The organism is Corallococcus caeni, assembly GCF_036245865.1.
Taxonomy (GTDB): Bacteria; Myxococcota; Myxococcia; order Myxococcales; family Myxococcaceae; genus Corallococcus; species Corallococcus caeni.
This window is the reverse complement of record NZ_BTTW01000001.1, coordinates 1-13,698: the sequence shown is the minus strand read 5'-3', so window position 1 is coordinate 13,698 and position 13,698 is coordinate 1. Positions and strand designations below refer to the sequence as shown.

General features: G+C 70.9%; 13 protein-coding genes and 4 tRNA genes. 11 read left to right on the top strand and 6 right to left on the bottom strand.

Annotated elements, in window-relative coordinates; all coding sequences use genetic code 11:
• Positions 1-28: 28 nt before the first annotated feature.
• Together AABA78_RS00085 and AABA78_RS00080 are read right to left on the bottom strand one after the other, a co-directional pair.
• The gene (locus tag AABA78_RS00085; RefSeq protein ID WP_338261016.1) at positions 29-598 is read right to left on the bottom strand and encodes a hypothetical protein; all 570 of its coding nucleotides are present in this window, start codon (positions 596-598) and stop codon (positions 29-31) included.
• Between the two features lie 407 nt (positions 599-1,005).
• Positions 1,006-2,055 (bottom strand): hypothetical protein, encoded by a 1,050-nt coding sequence (locus AABA78_RS00080; protein WP_338261015.1) that lies wholly within the window; start codon positions 2,053-2,055, stop codon positions 1,006-1,008.
• Positions 2,056-2,319: 264 nt separating this feature from the next.
• Between AABA78_RS00080 and AABA78_RS00075 the strand changes: the two genes are divergently transcribed.
• Positions 2,320-2,799 (top strand): GNAT family N-acetyltransferase, encoded by a 480-nt coding sequence (locus AABA78_RS00075; RefSeq protein ID WP_338261012.1) that lies wholly within the window; start codon positions 2,320-2,322, stop codon positions 2,797-2,799.
• An 11-nt stretch (positions 2,800-2,810) separates the two neighbouring features.
• On the opposite strand, the gene hrpB is transcribed toward AABA78_RS00075, so the two are convergent.
• The 4 genes from hrpB to AABA78_RS00055 form a co-directional block, all read right to left on the bottom strand.
• Positions 2,811-5,375: an ATP-dependent helicase HrpB gene (gene hrpB, locus AABA78_RS00070; protein ID WP_338261010.1), complete on the bottom strand. Its 2,565-nt coding sequence runs from the start codon at positions 5,373-5,375 to the stop codon at positions 2,811-2,813.
• 45 nt (positions 5,376-5,420) lie between these two features.
• Complete coding sequence (locus AABA78_RS00065; protein WP_338261009.1) at positions 5,421-6,539, bottom strand: ICP22 family protein; 1,119 nt, start codon at positions 6,537-6,539, stop codon at positions 5,421-5,423.
• A gap of 42 nt (positions 6,540-6,581) precedes the next feature.
• The gene (locus AABA78_RS00060) at positions 6,582-7,277 is read right to left on the bottom strand and encodes an HAD family hydrolase (RefSeq protein WP_338261008.1); all 696 of its coding nucleotides are present in this window, start codon (positions 7,275-7,277) and stop codon (positions 6,582-6,584) included.
• Positions 7,278-7,364: 87 nt separating this feature from the next.
• Complete coding sequence (locus AABA78_RS00055; RefSeq protein WP_338261006.1) at positions 7,365-7,913, bottom strand: HEAT repeat domain-containing protein; 549 nt, start codon at positions 7,911-7,913, stop codon at positions 7,365-7,367.
• A gap of 198 nt (positions 7,914-8,111) precedes the next feature.
• Between AABA78_RS00055 and AABA78_RS00050 the strand changes: the two genes are divergently transcribed.
• From AABA78_RS00050 to AABA78_RS00005, 10 genes are all read left to right on the top strand, one after another.
• Positions 8,112-8,504, top strand: a complete 393-nt coding sequence (locus tag AABA78_RS00050; RefSeq protein ID WP_338261004.1) for a DsrE family protein — start codon at positions 8,112-8,114, stop codon at positions 8,502-8,504.
• Positions 8,505-8,706: 202 nt separating this feature from the next.
• Positions 8,707-10,011, top strand: coding sequence for an adventurous gliding motility lipoprotein CglB (gene cglB, locus AABA78_RS00045; RefSeq protein WP_338261003.1), 1,305 nt, complete (start codon positions 8,707-8,709; stop codon positions 10,009-10,011).
• Positions 10,012-10,088: 77 nt separating this feature from the next.
• Complete coding sequence (locus tag AABA78_RS00040; RefSeq protein ID WP_338261001.1) at positions 10,089-11,063, top strand: ATP-grasp domain-containing protein; 975 nt, start codon at positions 10,089-10,091, stop codon at positions 11,061-11,063.
• Positions 11,064-11,128: 65 nt separating this feature from the next.
• Complete coding sequence (locus AABA78_RS00035; protein WP_171413529.1) at positions 11,129-11,575, top strand: hypothetical protein; 447 nt, start codon at positions 11,129-11,131, stop codon at positions 11,573-11,575.
• A gap of 5 nt (positions 11,576-11,580) precedes the next feature.
• Positions 11,581-12,381, top strand: coding sequence for a 23S rRNA (guanosine(2251)-2'-O)-methyltransferase RlmB (rlmB, locus tag AABA78_RS00030; RefSeq protein ID WP_338260998.1), 801 nt, complete (start codon positions 11,581-11,583; stop codon positions 12,379-12,381).
• A 126-nt stretch (positions 12,382-12,507) separates the two neighbouring features.
• Positions 12,508-12,580: transfer RNA gene (locus AABA78_RS00025), tRNA-Thr, on the top strand.
• A gap of 82 nt (positions 12,581-12,662) precedes the next feature.
• Positions 12,663-12,746: transfer RNA gene (locus AABA78_RS00020), tRNA-Tyr, on the top strand.
• Between the two features lie 9 nt (positions 12,747-12,755).
• Positions 12,756-12,831: transfer RNA gene (locus AABA78_RS00015), tRNA-Gly, on the top strand.
• Positions 12,832-12,852: 21 nt separating this feature from the next.
• Positions 12,853-12,928: transfer RNA gene (locus tag AABA78_RS00010), tRNA-Thr, on the top strand.
• 16 nt (positions 12,929-12,944) lie between these two features.
• A partial coding sequence (locus AABA78_RS00005) for an elongation factor Tu (protein WP_338260996.1) occupies positions 12,945-13,698 on the top strand: 754 nt, incomplete at its 3' end.

Here is a 13,698-nt window from a genome sequence, read left to right as displayed (position 1 = left end):
CTGACAGGCAGGGGGCATCGCCGGACGTTCACCCCACCTGGAGGACGCTGAGCCGCAGCCCCCGGGCCTCCAGCGCGTCGCGCAGCCGCGCCACGTCCTCGGTGGGGACGGGCCCGTGCCGCCCCTGGATGCGCAGCGCCACCTCGCGCGGCCCCGTGCGCTCCACCTCCACGGTGGCCTCCAGCGGCCCGCGCAGGCTCAGGCCCAGCGCCGGCCGCTGGGACTTCACGAAGACCTCGATCTTCTCGATGAGCGCCAGGGTGGACTCGACCTGCGCGACGGGGGGACTGGCCGGGCCGGCACCTTCTGCGGATCCGCTCGCCGCGCGGGGACCTTCAACGGTGGAGGCACGCGCCAGGCCCTCCGAGGAACGGTCGTCACGCAGGGGAGAGGGAAGGGGAGGCGGCACCGGACGCGGCTCGGCGCGGAACGAGCGCTCCACCTCCCGGGCCAGCAGCTCCGACGCGCGGTGGGAGGCCTGCGTCCCTCCCTCCGACAGTGCCTCCTGGCGCACCGTCCCCAGCCGCTGCGCCTCCACGTGCATGCCCTGCCGGGCCTGCCGGAGCGTCTCCGGGCTCCCCAGCGCACTGCGCGTCATCGAGAGGATGGCCCCTGATGCACGGACGCCGGGAAGCGCTGGCGTGGCGCGCACCGCCGGTCCCGTCCCAGGACCACCGGGAGGACGAAGGGCCCCGGCCTTCGGAGCGATTCCCGGTGTCACCGGCTCACGGCGGGCCCCGGGATGGAGCGGGGCGTCGGGCCGTCCGGAGGTCCGCTGGAGGGCCTGTTTGAACGCGTCCTTCTGCTCGGGGACCTTCTCGTGACCGGCAGGAGCGTCCTGACCTTCGACCTTCATGGCATGCCTCGCGCGCAAGGGATGCGCGGGCATGAGCAGCGGCCGTGCCAATCAGGCGGGACGCGCTCCCGGGAGGAGGGCGCGAAGGAGGCGGCACGGCAGGGGTGCCGCCCCCGGGATGGGTGTGCGGGACGCGGGACGGCGCGCTGCTAGCGCTTGCCGCCGAAGCCGCCCGGCTGCACGGGCGCGGTGCCCGTCAGGTCGTTGAACGCGAGCGGACAGGCCGCCACGGCGTTGGGGTCCGCGAGCGCGGGGTTCTGGGCCCAGTCCCGGTCCTGGAACAGGTACGCGTCGCGCACCTCCAGCTCCTTGAGCTGCTTGCGGTACTCCCAGAAGCGGCCGCGCAGCAGCACGCGCGAGCCCTTCGGCAGCTGCGTCAGCGCCGTGTACTGGTCCTCATTCAGCCGCGCCGTGATGTTCACCGCGGGCCGCACCTTGGGCTTGCCGAAGTTCAGCCCGGACAGCAGGCCGTCGTTGCCCGGATCCGGCAGGTAGTAGACGAGCCGGGCCATCAGCGCGGGCGGCTCGGGCGGAGGGCCCTTCTTGCTTCGCTTCTTGGGCTTCTCCAGCTTCGCGTCGATGAACTCCAGCCCCGCGAAGGCCACCTCCTTGTCGAGGTAGTCGTCGCGGAACTTCGCGTCCGCCACGCTGGCCGCCATGGCGTTGGCCTTGAGGACCTCCACGTCGTAGCGCTCCAGGATGGCGGGCAGCGTGAAGAAGAAGCTGTCCACGGGCTTCACGCCGTCCGCGATGAAGCGCAGCTTGCTCAGGTCGAGCGGCGGGTAGTACGGCGCGAGCGCCACCGCCGTCTGCATCCACTCCGCCGGCAGCTTCTTGTCGATGAGCACGCGGCGCATCATCGACACCAGGAACATGTTGGCGGGGAAGCGCGGCGTGGACAGCTGCGTGCCCAGCGCCTGGATCAACACCGGGTCCAGGTAGAAGTTCTCGTCGCGCTTGTGCAGGTACGGCGCGGACTCGCCCACGATGGTGAGCAGCGCGCCCACCAGCTGGGCGCAGTTCGCGTCGCTCGTCCCCTGGACCAGGGCCTGATTGACGCGGGAGCGGAGGAACCGCTTGTCCATGTCCGCTTCGCGGAACACGGGCGGCTCTCCCGTTCCAAAAAAGAACTCCTTCTGGGCGAGCGCGGGCGTCGACAGCAGGCCCACGGACAGGGCGAACAGGGCTCGGGTACGCATCGCCCTGAACCCTACCATGCCCTCCCCGGGGTGAGCCTCCTCCGAGCGGCCGCGCCCACGCGCTGAGTGGAGGCCTTCGGGACCGCCCGACGTAGGAGGGCAATTGCAACCGGATGACCCGATGCGGCGGGGCATTCGCGACAGGCCGCTCCCCGCCAGGAGGCAGGGGACGGAGCGACCGCGTGGGAGGCGCGCCAGGCCGGAAGGCGGGTGGTTTTTTCCGCCTGTTGGCGGCGCGGCCTTTTGTGTACCTTGCCCGGAGCCATGCCGACGCCCCCCGAGACCTCCCCTGCACCCGTCACCATCGCCCACATCAAGGACGAGGCGGAGCTCATGCAGGCCCTCGCCATCCGCGAGGTGGTGTTCATCGAGGAACAGCACGTGCCCGAGGGCATCGAGCGCGACGCCGAGGACGCCCACGCCTACCACGTGCTCGCCATCCAGGGCGGCCACGCCATCGGCACGGGGCGTCTGGTGAAGCTGCCGGAGCCGCCCGCCGGACAGAGCGGGACGTGGGGCCAGATTGGTCGCATGGCGGTGCTCCAGTCGCACCGCAAGGCCCGCGTGGGTTCGCTGCTCCTCACGTCGCTGGAGGAGGAGGCGCGCCGCCGCAACGTGACGGGCATCATGCTGCACGCCCAGCTCTACGCGCTCGACTTCTACAAGAAGCACGGCTACCAGCCCGTCGGCGCCGTCTTCGACGAGGCCGGCATCGACCACCTGGAGATGCACAAGCGGCTGTAGTCCCGCCGCCTTCAGCGCCTCGGAGGACGGGGCGCGGGCGGCTCGGCGTGGCGCGGATCCTCGGGCCACGAGTGCCGCGGGTACTTGCGGCACAGCTCCTTGCGGATCGCCGGGTAGTGACGCTCCCAGAAGCCCGCCAGGTCGGTCGTCACCTGCACGGCGCGCATGTTGGGGGCCAGCAGGTGCAGCACCAGCGGCACGCGGCCCGCGCCCACGCTGGGCCCCTGCGCCATCCCGAAGAAGTCCTGCAGCCGTGACTCCACCCAGGGTGGCTTGTTGGGCTCGTAGTGCACCTTCACGCCGCGCCCACCGGGCAGGGTGACGCGCTCCGGGGCGTGGTTCGCCAGCAGGCGCTGCTGCTCGGAGGTGAGGCGCGCATAGAGCGCATCCAGCAGCGACACGCCCTCCAGGTCGGAGAAGCTGCGCGCGCCCACGCACAGGGACGCCAGCGCGTCGCGCATGAAGGCCGCGTCCACGGTGGGGAAGCCCGCCTCGGGGAACGCCTTGCCGAGCAGCTCCACGCGCGTGCGCCACTGCTCCAGCGCCTCCGGCTCCGCGAAGCGCTCCGGGCCCGCGGCCAGCGCGGCCTCTGCCAGCACGCGCGCGGCCTCCTCCGACGGAGGGGCGGGCGTGCGTGTCTCCTCCAGCATGAGGTTGCCGTAGGCCAGCCGGGTGAGGCGCTCCACGCGGCGCGAGTCCGGGTTCCACTGGAGGGTGTCCACCTCCTCCAGCGCGTCCGGGTAGAGGTCCAGCAGCCACTCGGCCTCCACGGCACTGGCCAGTCGCACGACGGCGCCGCGCCCGGGGCGCTCCTCGGCATCCACGGCCACCATGAGCTCCGCGTCCTGGACGACGCTGAACTCGGACAGGCTGGTGGTGCCGCCGCCGAACATGAGCAACTCGGGGGAGCGGGGCCGCCGCCTGCGGGCCACGCGGTCCGGATAGCCCGCGAGCACGCTGAGCATCAGGGCCTGCTCCACGTCCTCGGGGCGTCCGGGCTTCGAGCCCTGTTCGCGCACCGCGCGGCGCAGCTGCTTCTGCACGCGCTCCACGGACTGCACCGCGCCCGCGTCCAGCGACAGCGACTGCATGCGGCCGGAGGCGAAGCCTGAACGGCCGGCCTCGCGGAAGCGCTCCAGGAGCTCCAGCAGGTCGGACGGGCCGCTGACGAGCGCGGACGCGCGGCCACCGCCGCCCAGGTTGGCCCGGGCCTCGCGGCGGATGTCCCGCTCGCCCATGAGGGCCGCGAGCACGGCGGCATCCGCGCCCACGCCCCGGCGCTCGCCCTCGACGATGACGCGGGCCTGTCGCGGGTGGACGGGGAAGCGCAGGAGCCGCTGACCCACGTCCGTCACCTGGCCCTTCGCGTCCACCGCGCCCAGCCGGCGCAGCAGCGTCTCCGCCGCCTCCAGCGCGGGAGCAGGGGGCGGCTCGAAGAACGGGAACGCCGTCAGGTCCTTCACGCCGGAGGCACGCAGGGCGAGCACCGTCTCCGCCAGGTCGGTGCGGCGGATCTCCGGCGCCTCCTGATCAGGCCGCCCGTCGAAGTCGTGCTGGGTGTAGAGGCGCACACAGTGCCCGGCCCGGGTGCGGCCCGCGCGGCCGGCGCGCTGGATGGCGGAGGCACGGCTCACCTTGCCCAGCTTGAGCTGCGGCAGGCCGGACCACGGCGAGTGGGACGCCACGCGCGCAAGCCCGCTGTCGATGACGACCGCGACGCCGTCGATGGTGACGGACGTCTCCGCGACGTTGGTGGACAGGATGATCTTCCGGCGCGAGCTGCGGCGCACGGCGCGGTCCTGCTCCGCGGGAGAGAGGTCGCCGTGGAGCGGGAGCACGTCCGCGTCGTGGCGCTCGGCGAACTCCGCGCAGGTGTCGCGCGCGCGGCGGATCTCCCCTGCGCCGGGGAGGAACACGAGCACGTCGCCGTCGACGCCCTGGGTGAACAGGCGCTTGAGCGCGGAGAGCACCTGCTGATCCAGGTGCCGCTCATCCGGAGCGGACAGGTATTCGACGCTGACGTCGAAGCGGCGGCCCTCGGAGCGCAGGGAGGGGGCGCCGCCCAGGTACGCGCGGACGGGCTCGGCCTCCAGGGTCGCGGACATCACCACGAGCTTGAGGTCGGGGCGGGCCGTCTCCTGCAGCCGCCGCAGGAGCGCGAGCGAGATGTCCGCGGACAGGTGCCGCTCATGGAACTCGTCGAGCACGACGATGCCCACGTCGCGCAGGGTGGGGTCGGTGAGCAGGCGGCGCCCGAGCACGCCCTCGGTGACGAAGGACATGCGCGTCTTGGGCCCGCGGACGTCCTCGAAGCGGACCTGGTAGCCGACGGTCTCGCCCACGCGCTCGCCAATCTCCTCGGACACGCGCTGCGCGGCGAGCCGGGTGGGCAGGCGCCGGGGCTGGAGGACGACGATCTCCTTGCCCGCGCCCAGCCCTGCCTCCAGCAGCGCGCGGGGAACGCGGGTCGTCTTGCCCGCGCCAGGAGGCGCCTCCAGCACGAGCGACCGCGAGCTCCGGAGCGTGGAAACGATGTCGGGCAGGAGGGGATCGATGGGAAGGGCGACGTCCGCCATGTCCGGGTTCCTCTTCACGGCGGGGGACTCACCGCGCGTCGGGTCTCAAGGCGTGCCAGCCTCGGACGGGTCGGTCTTCTTGCGACGCTTGGGACGCACGGCCTCCGGAGCACCGGAAGCCGGGGCCTCCGAAGGAGCCTCCGCCTGCGCGGTCTCTGGAGCTGGAGCCCCGTTCTTCGGAGGCCGGCCCCGTCGAGGACGCGCCACGACGGGAGGCTCGGAGGCGACGGGTTCCGGAGCAGCGGGGACCTCCGCGGCTCCACGGTCCGAAGTCTCGACGCTCCCCGCCTCCTGCTCGGCGGCCTCCTCCAGGGGCTCCTGGGCCTCGACGTCGGCGGGAGCCGCCTCCATCGCGTCGTCCCCGGAAGACTCCACACCCTCGGCACCATCGAACGCCTCGTCCTGGCCGGAGTCGCCTTCCTCTCCGAAGAGGTCCGAGGCGCCTTCCTCGGCGGAGAGCGCGAGCGACTTGCCCGCGCGCTTCCGGGGCTTGAGGGTGAGGCCCGCGGCTTCGAAGACCCCCGGCACGGGAACCAGCGCGGCCTCCGCGAGCAGGCGCCCCTGCCGCAGCGCCACGTCCAGGCGCCGCCCCAGTGCCACCAGCGCCTCGCGCAGGGCGGCCTCCTGCTCCGGGGGCAGCGGGGTGGGGGACAGGCTCGCGTTCCACGCGGCGAACGTCGCGGCGACCTGATCCACGACGGGGCGGACCATCGCGAAGTCATCGCGGGAGAAGATGCGGGTGACGTAGGCGCTCTTGAGCCGCCGCTCGTACGACGTGGCGTACTCGTTGACCAGCTCCACGGGGGCCCGGCGCAGCTGCGGGAACTTGAGATGCGGGAAGAGGGCCTCGATGACGGGCGCGCGGCTGCTGGCGGTGAAGGTGATGCCGGCGTGCAGCTTCTCCAGCGCATCCACCCAGCGGCCCTGCTGATCGAACGAGAACTCCTCCCGGGCCTCGTCGAGCTCGGGCAGGTCCTTCACCTGCTCCAGCAGGCCGGCCGCCGGCTCGCGGGCCTCGCGCAGGCGCTCCAGCGCGGAGGCCAGCCACTGCTTCTCGGCCTCCAGCCCCGGCCTGCCGACGACCATCTCCTCCGCCGTGGCGAGTCGGGCCTCGAAGGCTTCGGCGAAGCGGATCAGCTCATAGGATTCGAGCGTGGACGACATGCGTGAACGACTCCTCGGAGGGGCGGCGGAGATACCACACCTTCACCGTCCGACGAGCAGGGCCTCCATGGCTCCAGGGGCGGAGAAATCCGCGAAGGCCCACTCGGCGCCAGCGTCGATCAACGCCTGGGGCGTGAAGTTGCCCGTGCCCACGCCAATCGTCTCCGCGCCAATGCCCTTGGCGGCCGCGACGTCCTTGGGCGTGTCGCCGATGATCACCACCCGGCACGCCTCCAGGGGATGGCCCAGCTGCGCCGCCCCGGCCTTCGCGCCGTGCCGGATGAGGGCCACGCGGTCCTCGAAGTCGCAGCCGAAGCCGCCGAAGGCGAACTGGTCGTGGATGTTCACGCGGTCCAGCTTCACCTTGGCGCCCGCGCGCACGTTGCCGGTGCCCAGGCCCACCGCGAAGCCCGACCGCGAGCGAGCCTCCAGCACCGCCTCGCGCATGCCCGGGTGCAGTCGGTACTCGCGCGCATCGACCTTGGGGACTTCCAGGCCCAGCTGGGCGACGTACGCGTCGATGACCGCGCTGATGGCGTCCTCGGTGTCGGGCTGGCCGATGATGCCCAGCGCCTTGCGGACGATGGCCCGGTCCGTCATGCCGGACATGCTGAAGCCGTCGCACGCGTCGCGCCGCCGGTGGAGCTGCTCGAAGGCCAGGCCCATGGCGCGGCGACCGGCGCCGCCAGTGGTGACGAGGGTTCCATCGATGTCGAAAAGAAGGACGGTGGGGCGCATGGCCTCCCATCTAACGGAAGGCCCCGCCCGACGCGAGCCCCGAGCACTCCACCAGGGCGACCGTCCCCGCCATGCCCGGCGCCCGGCTCAGGGCTCCGCCAGCGTGAGCCCCTGCTGGAGTGCTTCACGCACCTGGGGGACGTCCTCCAGGGGGAGCCGCTCCTCCAGCACCTCGCGCACCTGCTGACCGCCCAGCCGTCCGAGCGCCTGGGCCACGGCCTCGCGGATCCGCAGGTCGTGGTCTTCCAGCCGGGCCTGCAGCGTCTTCACGGCCTCGAACCCCAGGCGCTGGCCCAGCGCGGCGGCGGCCTGCGAGCGGACATCCGAAGGGCGGTGTGGATCCTCCAGCATCGCCTGGAGCGTCTGTCCCGCCTGGGGAGCCTCCACGCCCGCCAGCGCCGTCACGGCCCGCATCCGCTGCGCGTCTGGGATGCTCATGTCCTCAGCCAGCGCCGCGAGCACGGGAACGATCTCCGGCCCCAGCCTGCGCCACGCCGTCTCCGGCGCCACGTTCGGTTGCGCGAGCAGCCCCAGTGCCTCCGTGCGCAGCGGCCCGGGAGCGACGGCGCTCGGGGACGTGGGCGCGGAAGCCCGGACCACCGCGGCGGTCGTGCGGACCGGAGCCGCTTCGGACACGGGCCCCGCGCCCGCGAGCACGGCGAGACCGGCCAGGGCCCTCCACCGTGGCGCGGCGTGAAGAGACGGGACCGGCGAGGGACGAACACCGCGGGGGCGGGACGGCTGGCTCGGCATGCGGGGCTCCCGGTGGGGAAGGGGAGCCCTGTTATACGACGGCTGCCGGTCCGGACTCGATAACGCTAAGGTCGGTCCACCATGGCCGGACGCGTCTTCTTCTTCCTCCAGCACGCCACGTACGAGCCCGCCTATCAGGCGGCCTCCATGGGCATCACCGCCGCCGCGATGGGCGACGACGTCTACTTCGTCTTCGCCTTCGAGGCCCTCCGTCAGCTGGTCCGGGGCGGCTTCGGCCTGGCGCACAGCGAGCGCGAGCGCACCGAGGTGGCCCGGGCCGAAGGGCTCAACGTCCCCACCCCGGCCCGCATGTTGGAGGAGGCTCGCGCCCTGGGCGCGAAGCTCGTGGCCTGCGACACGACGGTCCGCATCTGTGGCCTCTCGCCCCAGGAACTGCACGGCACGCTGGACGACGTCATGGGCCTGGCCTCCATCTGGAGGCTGACCGAAGGCGCCCGCGTCCTCACGCTGTGAGCGGGCCCCCTCCAGGAGGAGGCGGATGTCCGACAGGGGAAACGAACCTGCCCTCGGGGATCGCCTGACGTTGCAACTTGGCAGCACTACCTGAATGGAACCTGCCTGCCGCGAGTCGCTGTAGCCTCGGCGGGCTTCCACGCGTTACGCTGCGGCATTCGCAGTCCGTTGTTCCCCCCCTGGAAGGAAATCCTCAAAGCCTATGCGCGCCAAGTCGACCCCCCTGAGCGCACTGCTGGCCGGCATGCTCGGTGTTGCCGTGATGGCCGGCTGTCAGACCTATGACTTCGAGCCGGTGGATCCGCTCGCGATCGCCCAGACCACCGTGGAGTCGGTGATCACCGCTCGCAAGAGCAAGCCGGACGTCATGCTGCTGGTGGACATCTCCGGCTCGATGACAGAGCCGGTCAACAAGGACCTGGTCGTCAACGGCCAGCGCGTGTGCGACCTCAAGGACGAGCAGGGCCGCACCTTCACCTGTGCCGAGGATTTTCCCTGCGACACGTCCAAGTGCCCCACGCGCTGGTCGGAGCTCCAGGGCGCCATGGGCCCCTTCCTCTCGGAGAGCGGCAAGCTGGTCCGCTTCGGCCTGACGACCTATCCGGCGCCCACCACCGCGACGACGCCGAGCGCGGCGCAGCTGTGCGCGGCCGCCACCTCGGGTGAGAGCGTCCGCGCGGTCATCCCGGTCGACCTGGACTCGGACGAGGACCTCCAGAACTACGCGCTCCAGGTCAACGCGAAGCTGCAGGCCATCCCCAACGCGGGCGCGAACCGGCCCAAGGGCGGTACGCCGACGAGCGGAAGCCTGAAGTTCGCGGGCACGCTCCTGACGCCCAACTCCCAGGAACGCGATCAGATCGTCATCCTGCTCACCGACGGTCTGCCCAACTGCAACGAGTTCAACGAGTACAACGGCAGCATGCCGGAGTGCCGCTGCACGCTCGCGTCGGCGTCGCAGTGCACGGTGCAGCAGAGCCCCTATTACAAGCGGGGCTGCCTCGACAAGAACGCCTCCGTGGCGGAGGTGGCGGCGCTGAAGAGCAACGGCATCAAGACCATCGTCATCGGTTTCGGCGCGGAGACGTCCTCGGGCGACGGTCCCGCGGTGCTCAACGAGATGGCGCTCACGGGCGGCTTCGCGCGTACCTGCAAGGCCAGCATTGATTGCGGCGCGGGTGATACCTGTGACGTTGCGGCCGGCCTGTGCGGTCGCTCGTTCTACCAGGCGGGCAATCGTGAGGAACTGGCGAGCGCGCTGAAGAGCATCAGCGAGCAGATCCTCCCGGGCGAGCCGTGCTTCACTCCGCTTGAGAAGAGCCAGCTGCCCTCCAATGAAAAGCTCATCGTCGTCTACATTGACGGCGAGCGCACGCTCGCGGGCCCCGACACCTGGTCGCTGGAAGAGGGGGGCGTGCGGTTCACCGGCAGCGCCTGCGCGAAGCTGGAGTCGTCGCGTCCGGAAGACCCGGTCAGCGTCGAAGTGCGCGCCATCCGCAAGCTCTAAGCCGGCAGGCAGGCGGAGGCGGCTTTACGCGGGCGGAGGCGGGGATTATAGGGTCCTCGCCGCCGGTCGCCTCCGCCATGAAAATCACCGTCCTCTCGCGTTCCGCTTCCATCTCGTCCACGCGGCGGATCGTCGAGGCAGGACGCGCGAGGGGGCACCGGGTCCGCGTGCTCAACCCGCTCCGGGTGCAGATGCATCTGGACGGGGGCAGCCAGGCGACCCTGCTCTACGACCGCAAGAAGCTCACGCCCACCGACGTCGTCATCCCACGCATCGCCCAGTCCATCAGCACGTACGGGCTCGCGGTGGTGAACCAGTTCGGTCTGGCGCGCGTGCCCCTGGTGAACCACGCCCAGGCCATCGCGCAGTCGCGCAACAAGATGCGCGCGCTCCAGCTCCTGTCCGCCCACGGCATCGACATCCCCGCCACGGTGATGGCCCGGGACGCGGCCCACCTCAAGGAGATGGTCGGGCTCGTGGGCGGGGTGCCCGTACTGGTGAAGCTCCTCCAGGGGCAGGAGAAGCACGGCGTGATGGTCTGCGAGAGCCTCCAGTCGCTGGAGGCCGCGCTCGAGGCGGTGCTCGGCCTGGGGCACAACCTCGTCATGCAGGAGTACGTGAGGAGCACCGGCCAGGACGTGCGCGTCCTCGTGGTGGGCGGACAGGCCATCGCTGGCGTGCTGCGCAAGCCGCGCCCCGGCCGTCTCTCGCACACGCTGAACCGGGGCGCCCGGCTGGAGGCCCTGACGCTGTCCCCTGGCCACCGCGCCACGGCGGAGAAGGTCGCCCGGCTCGTGGGCCTGGAGGTGGCCGCGGTGGACATCCTGGACGTCCAGGGGCACCCCAAGGTCTTCGAGGTGAACAGCTCGCCCGCCCTCCTGGAGATGGAGGCCGCGACGGGCATGGACCTGGCCACCCCCATCATCGAGCGCGCGGAGGCCCTCGTCGCCGGCGCCACCCCCGTCTGGAGCGCCGCCCTGGAGACGCCGCAGGCCCTGCTCCCGCCGCCGGAGCGCAAGGGGCCCGTGAAGGTGAACGTGCCGCGGAGTTAGAAGAGAAAGCGCTCCCCGCGCGTCCGAAGCCCCGGTATACGAACGCCGCCTTCCTGGAGACACCCATGCCCAGCCCCCGCCGCCTCCCGACCCTGGCCCCCCTGCTGCTGACGCTCGTCGGCGCGCCGGTGCTGGCCCAGGACGTGGATCCCGCCACCCTCTATGAAGTCACCACCGAGGGGACGTCGACGCAGGTGAAGGCCGGAGGGCAGGGCACGTTCGTGCTCGCCATCAAGTCGAAGCCCGGCGCCCACGTCTCCGACGAGGCCCCGCTGAAGCTGGAGCTGACGGGCAAGCAGCTGACGCCCGCCCAGAAGACGCTGACCCGTGAACAGTCGGTGGCGAAGAAGGCCGCCGGCCAGCAGTTCGTGGATCCGCGCTTCGAGGTCCCCTTCACCGCGGTGTCCGCCGGCAAGGGCACGCTGGACGCGACGCTGACCTTCTTCATCTGCACGGAGAAGATCTGCGCCCGTCAGAAGAAGACCTTCTCGCTGCCCGTGGAGGTCCAGTAATTCCCATGCGAGAGCGCTCCCCCAAGCCTTCCGGTGGCGACCGCGGCGGCCATGAAGCCCCGCGCTACGTCCATGGCGTCAACCCCGTGCTGGAGGCCCTGCGCGCCCACCCGGACGCGGTGGAGCGCCTCTTCATCGTCGACGGGCAGGTGGGCGCCAAGGCCGCGGGCGAGCTGCTCAGCCGCGCGCGGGACGCGGGCGTCCGGGTGGAGAAGGTCGGCCGGGAGCGGCTGACGTCCATGGCGGAAGGCGGCGTGCACCAGGGCGTCGTCGCCGAACTGCGCGGCTTCCAGTACGTCGAACTGGAGGACGTGCTCGACGCGGCGAAGGCCAAGGGGCAGCCCGCGCTGGTCGTCGTGCTCGACGGAATCCAGGATCCGCACAACCTGGGCGCCATCATCCGCTCGGCGCACGCGCTCGGAGCCCACGGCGTCGTCCTGGCCAAGGACCGGGCCGTGCAGGTGACGGGCACCGTGGCCAAGGCCTCCGCGGGCGCCGTCGAGTACTGCCCCATCGCGCGCGTCACCAACATCTCCCGCGCCCTGGAGCAGCTGAAGGAAGCGGGCCTGTGGGTCGCGGCCGCGGACATCGAGGGCGCGGAACCCCTGTGGAGTGCCCGGCTGGACGGGCCCCTGGCGCTGGTGGTGGGGGCCGAGGGGGCGGGCGTGAGGGAAGGCGTCCTCAAGCACTGCGACTTCCGCCTCCGGATTCCCATGGGCGGTCAGGTCGGTTCATTGAATGCGTCGGTTTCCGCCGCGATTCTGCTATACGAGGTCGCCCGTCAGCGGGGCCGTCCTTCCCGCTGATGACCCCGGATCAATCTCCTTGACTTGGAGAGTGGGGGCTTCTAAAAGGTCGCGCCTCTCAAGTCGCTGCCGAGGGGTTGACGGTCCGCTCGGGATGAGGTAGGGCGGGGCAGTTGCTGGATGGATGCCGGTGTAGCTCAGTCGGTAGAGCAACTGATTTGTAATCAGTAGGTCGCGGGTTCAAATCCCGCCGCCGGCCAGGTAGGACGGGCCGCGGTTAAGGGCCCGGGACGCAGCAAGATGGGGTAGAGAGCAGGACGCAGCACCACAAGCGAATATCCGGAGAGATGCCCGAGCGGCCAAAGGGAGCAGACTGTAAATCTGCCGGCTCTATGCCTACGGTGGTTCGAATCCACCTCTCTCCACTCGGCAATGCGGGAATAGCTCAGTTGGTAGAGCGTCAGCCTTCCAAGCTGAATGTCGTGGGTTCGAATCCCATTTCCCGCTCCAACCGTTGTAGTGCATCGCCAAGCCCTGATAGCTCAGTTGGCAGAGCGCATCCTTGGTAAGGATGAGGTCACCAGTTCAATCCTGGTTCAGGGCTCCATTTTTCGAGGAAAGTCATGTCCAAGGAAAAGTTCGATCGCAGCCTGCCCCACGTGAACATCGGAACGATTGGGCACGTGGACCACGGCAAGACGTCGCTGACGGCGGCCATCACGAAGGTGCTGGCGAAGACGGGCGGCGCCACGTTCCTGGCGTACGACCAGATTGACAAGGCGCCGGAAGAGCGTGAGCGCGGCATCACCATCTCCACGGCGCACGTGGAGTACAAGACGAAGAACCGCCACTACGCGCACGTCGACTGCCCGGGGCACGCCGACTACGTGAAGAACATGATTACGGGCGCGGCGCAGATGGACGGCGCCATCCTGGTGGTGTCGGCGGCGGACGGCCCGATGCCCCAGACGCGCGAGCACATCCTGCTGGCGCGCCAGGTCGGCGTGCCGTACATCGTGGTCTTCCTGAACAAGGTGGACCTGCTGGACGACCCGGAGCTGCGCGAGCTGGTGGAGATGGAGGTGCGTGACCTCCTGAAGAAGTACGAGTTCCCCGGCGACACCATCCCCATCGTCCCCGGCTCCGCGGTGAAGGCGCTGGAGGGTGACACCAGCGACATCGGCGAGCCGGCCATCCTGAAGCTGATGGAGGCGGTGGACAGCTACATCCCGACGCCGCAGCGCGCGACCGACAAGCCCTTCCTGATGCCGGTGGAAGACGTCTTCTCCATCGCCGGCCGTGGCACGGTGGCCACCGGCCGCGTGGAGCGCGGCATCATCAAGGTGGGCGAGGAAGTGGAAGTCGTCGGTCTGCGCG

Coding starts and splice junctions, on each gene's coding strand:
- AABA78_RS00035 (WP_171413529.1), top strand. CDS start 11,129: ATGCCCAGCCCCCGCCGCCTCCCGACCCTGGCCCCCCTGCTGCTGACG.
- AABA78_RS00080 (WP_338261015.1), bottom strand. CDS start 2,055: ATGCGTACCCGAGCCCTGTTCGCCCTGTCCGTGGGCCTGCTGTCGACG.
- rlmB (WP_338260998.1), top strand. CDS start 11,581: ATGCGAGAGCGCTCCCCCAAGCCTTCCGGTGGCGACCGCGGCGGCCAT.
- AABA78_RS00085 (WP_338261016.1), bottom strand. CDS start 598: ATGACGCGCAGTGCGCTGGGGAGCCCGGAGACGCTCCGGCAGGCCCGG.
- AABA78_RS00065 (WP_338261009.1), bottom strand. CDS start 6,539: ATGTCGTCCACGCTCGAATCCTATGAGCTGATCCGCTTCGCCGAAGCC.
- AABA78_RS00060 (WP_338261008.1), bottom strand. CDS start 7,277: ATGCGCCCCACCGTCCTTCTTTTCGACATCGATGGAACCCTCGTCACC.
- AABA78_RS00050 (WP_338261004.1), top strand. CDS start 8,112: ATGGCCGGACGCGTCTTCTTCTTCCTCCAGCACGCCACGTACGAGCCC.
- AABA78_RS00040 (WP_338261001.1), top strand. CDS start 10,089: ATGAAAATCACCGTCCTCTCGCGTTCCGCTTCCATCTCGTCCACGCGG.
- hrpB (WP_338261010.1), bottom strand. CDS start 5,375: ATGGCGGACGTCGCCCTTCCCATCGATCCCCTCCTGCCCGACATCGTT.
- AABA78_RS00075 (WP_338261012.1), top strand. CDS start 2,320: ATGCCGACGCCCCCCGAGACCTCCCCTGCACCCGTCACCATCGCCCAC.
- cglB (WP_338261003.1), top strand. CDS start 8,707: ATGCGCGCCAAGTCGACCCCCCTGAGCGCACTGCTGGCCGGCATGCTC.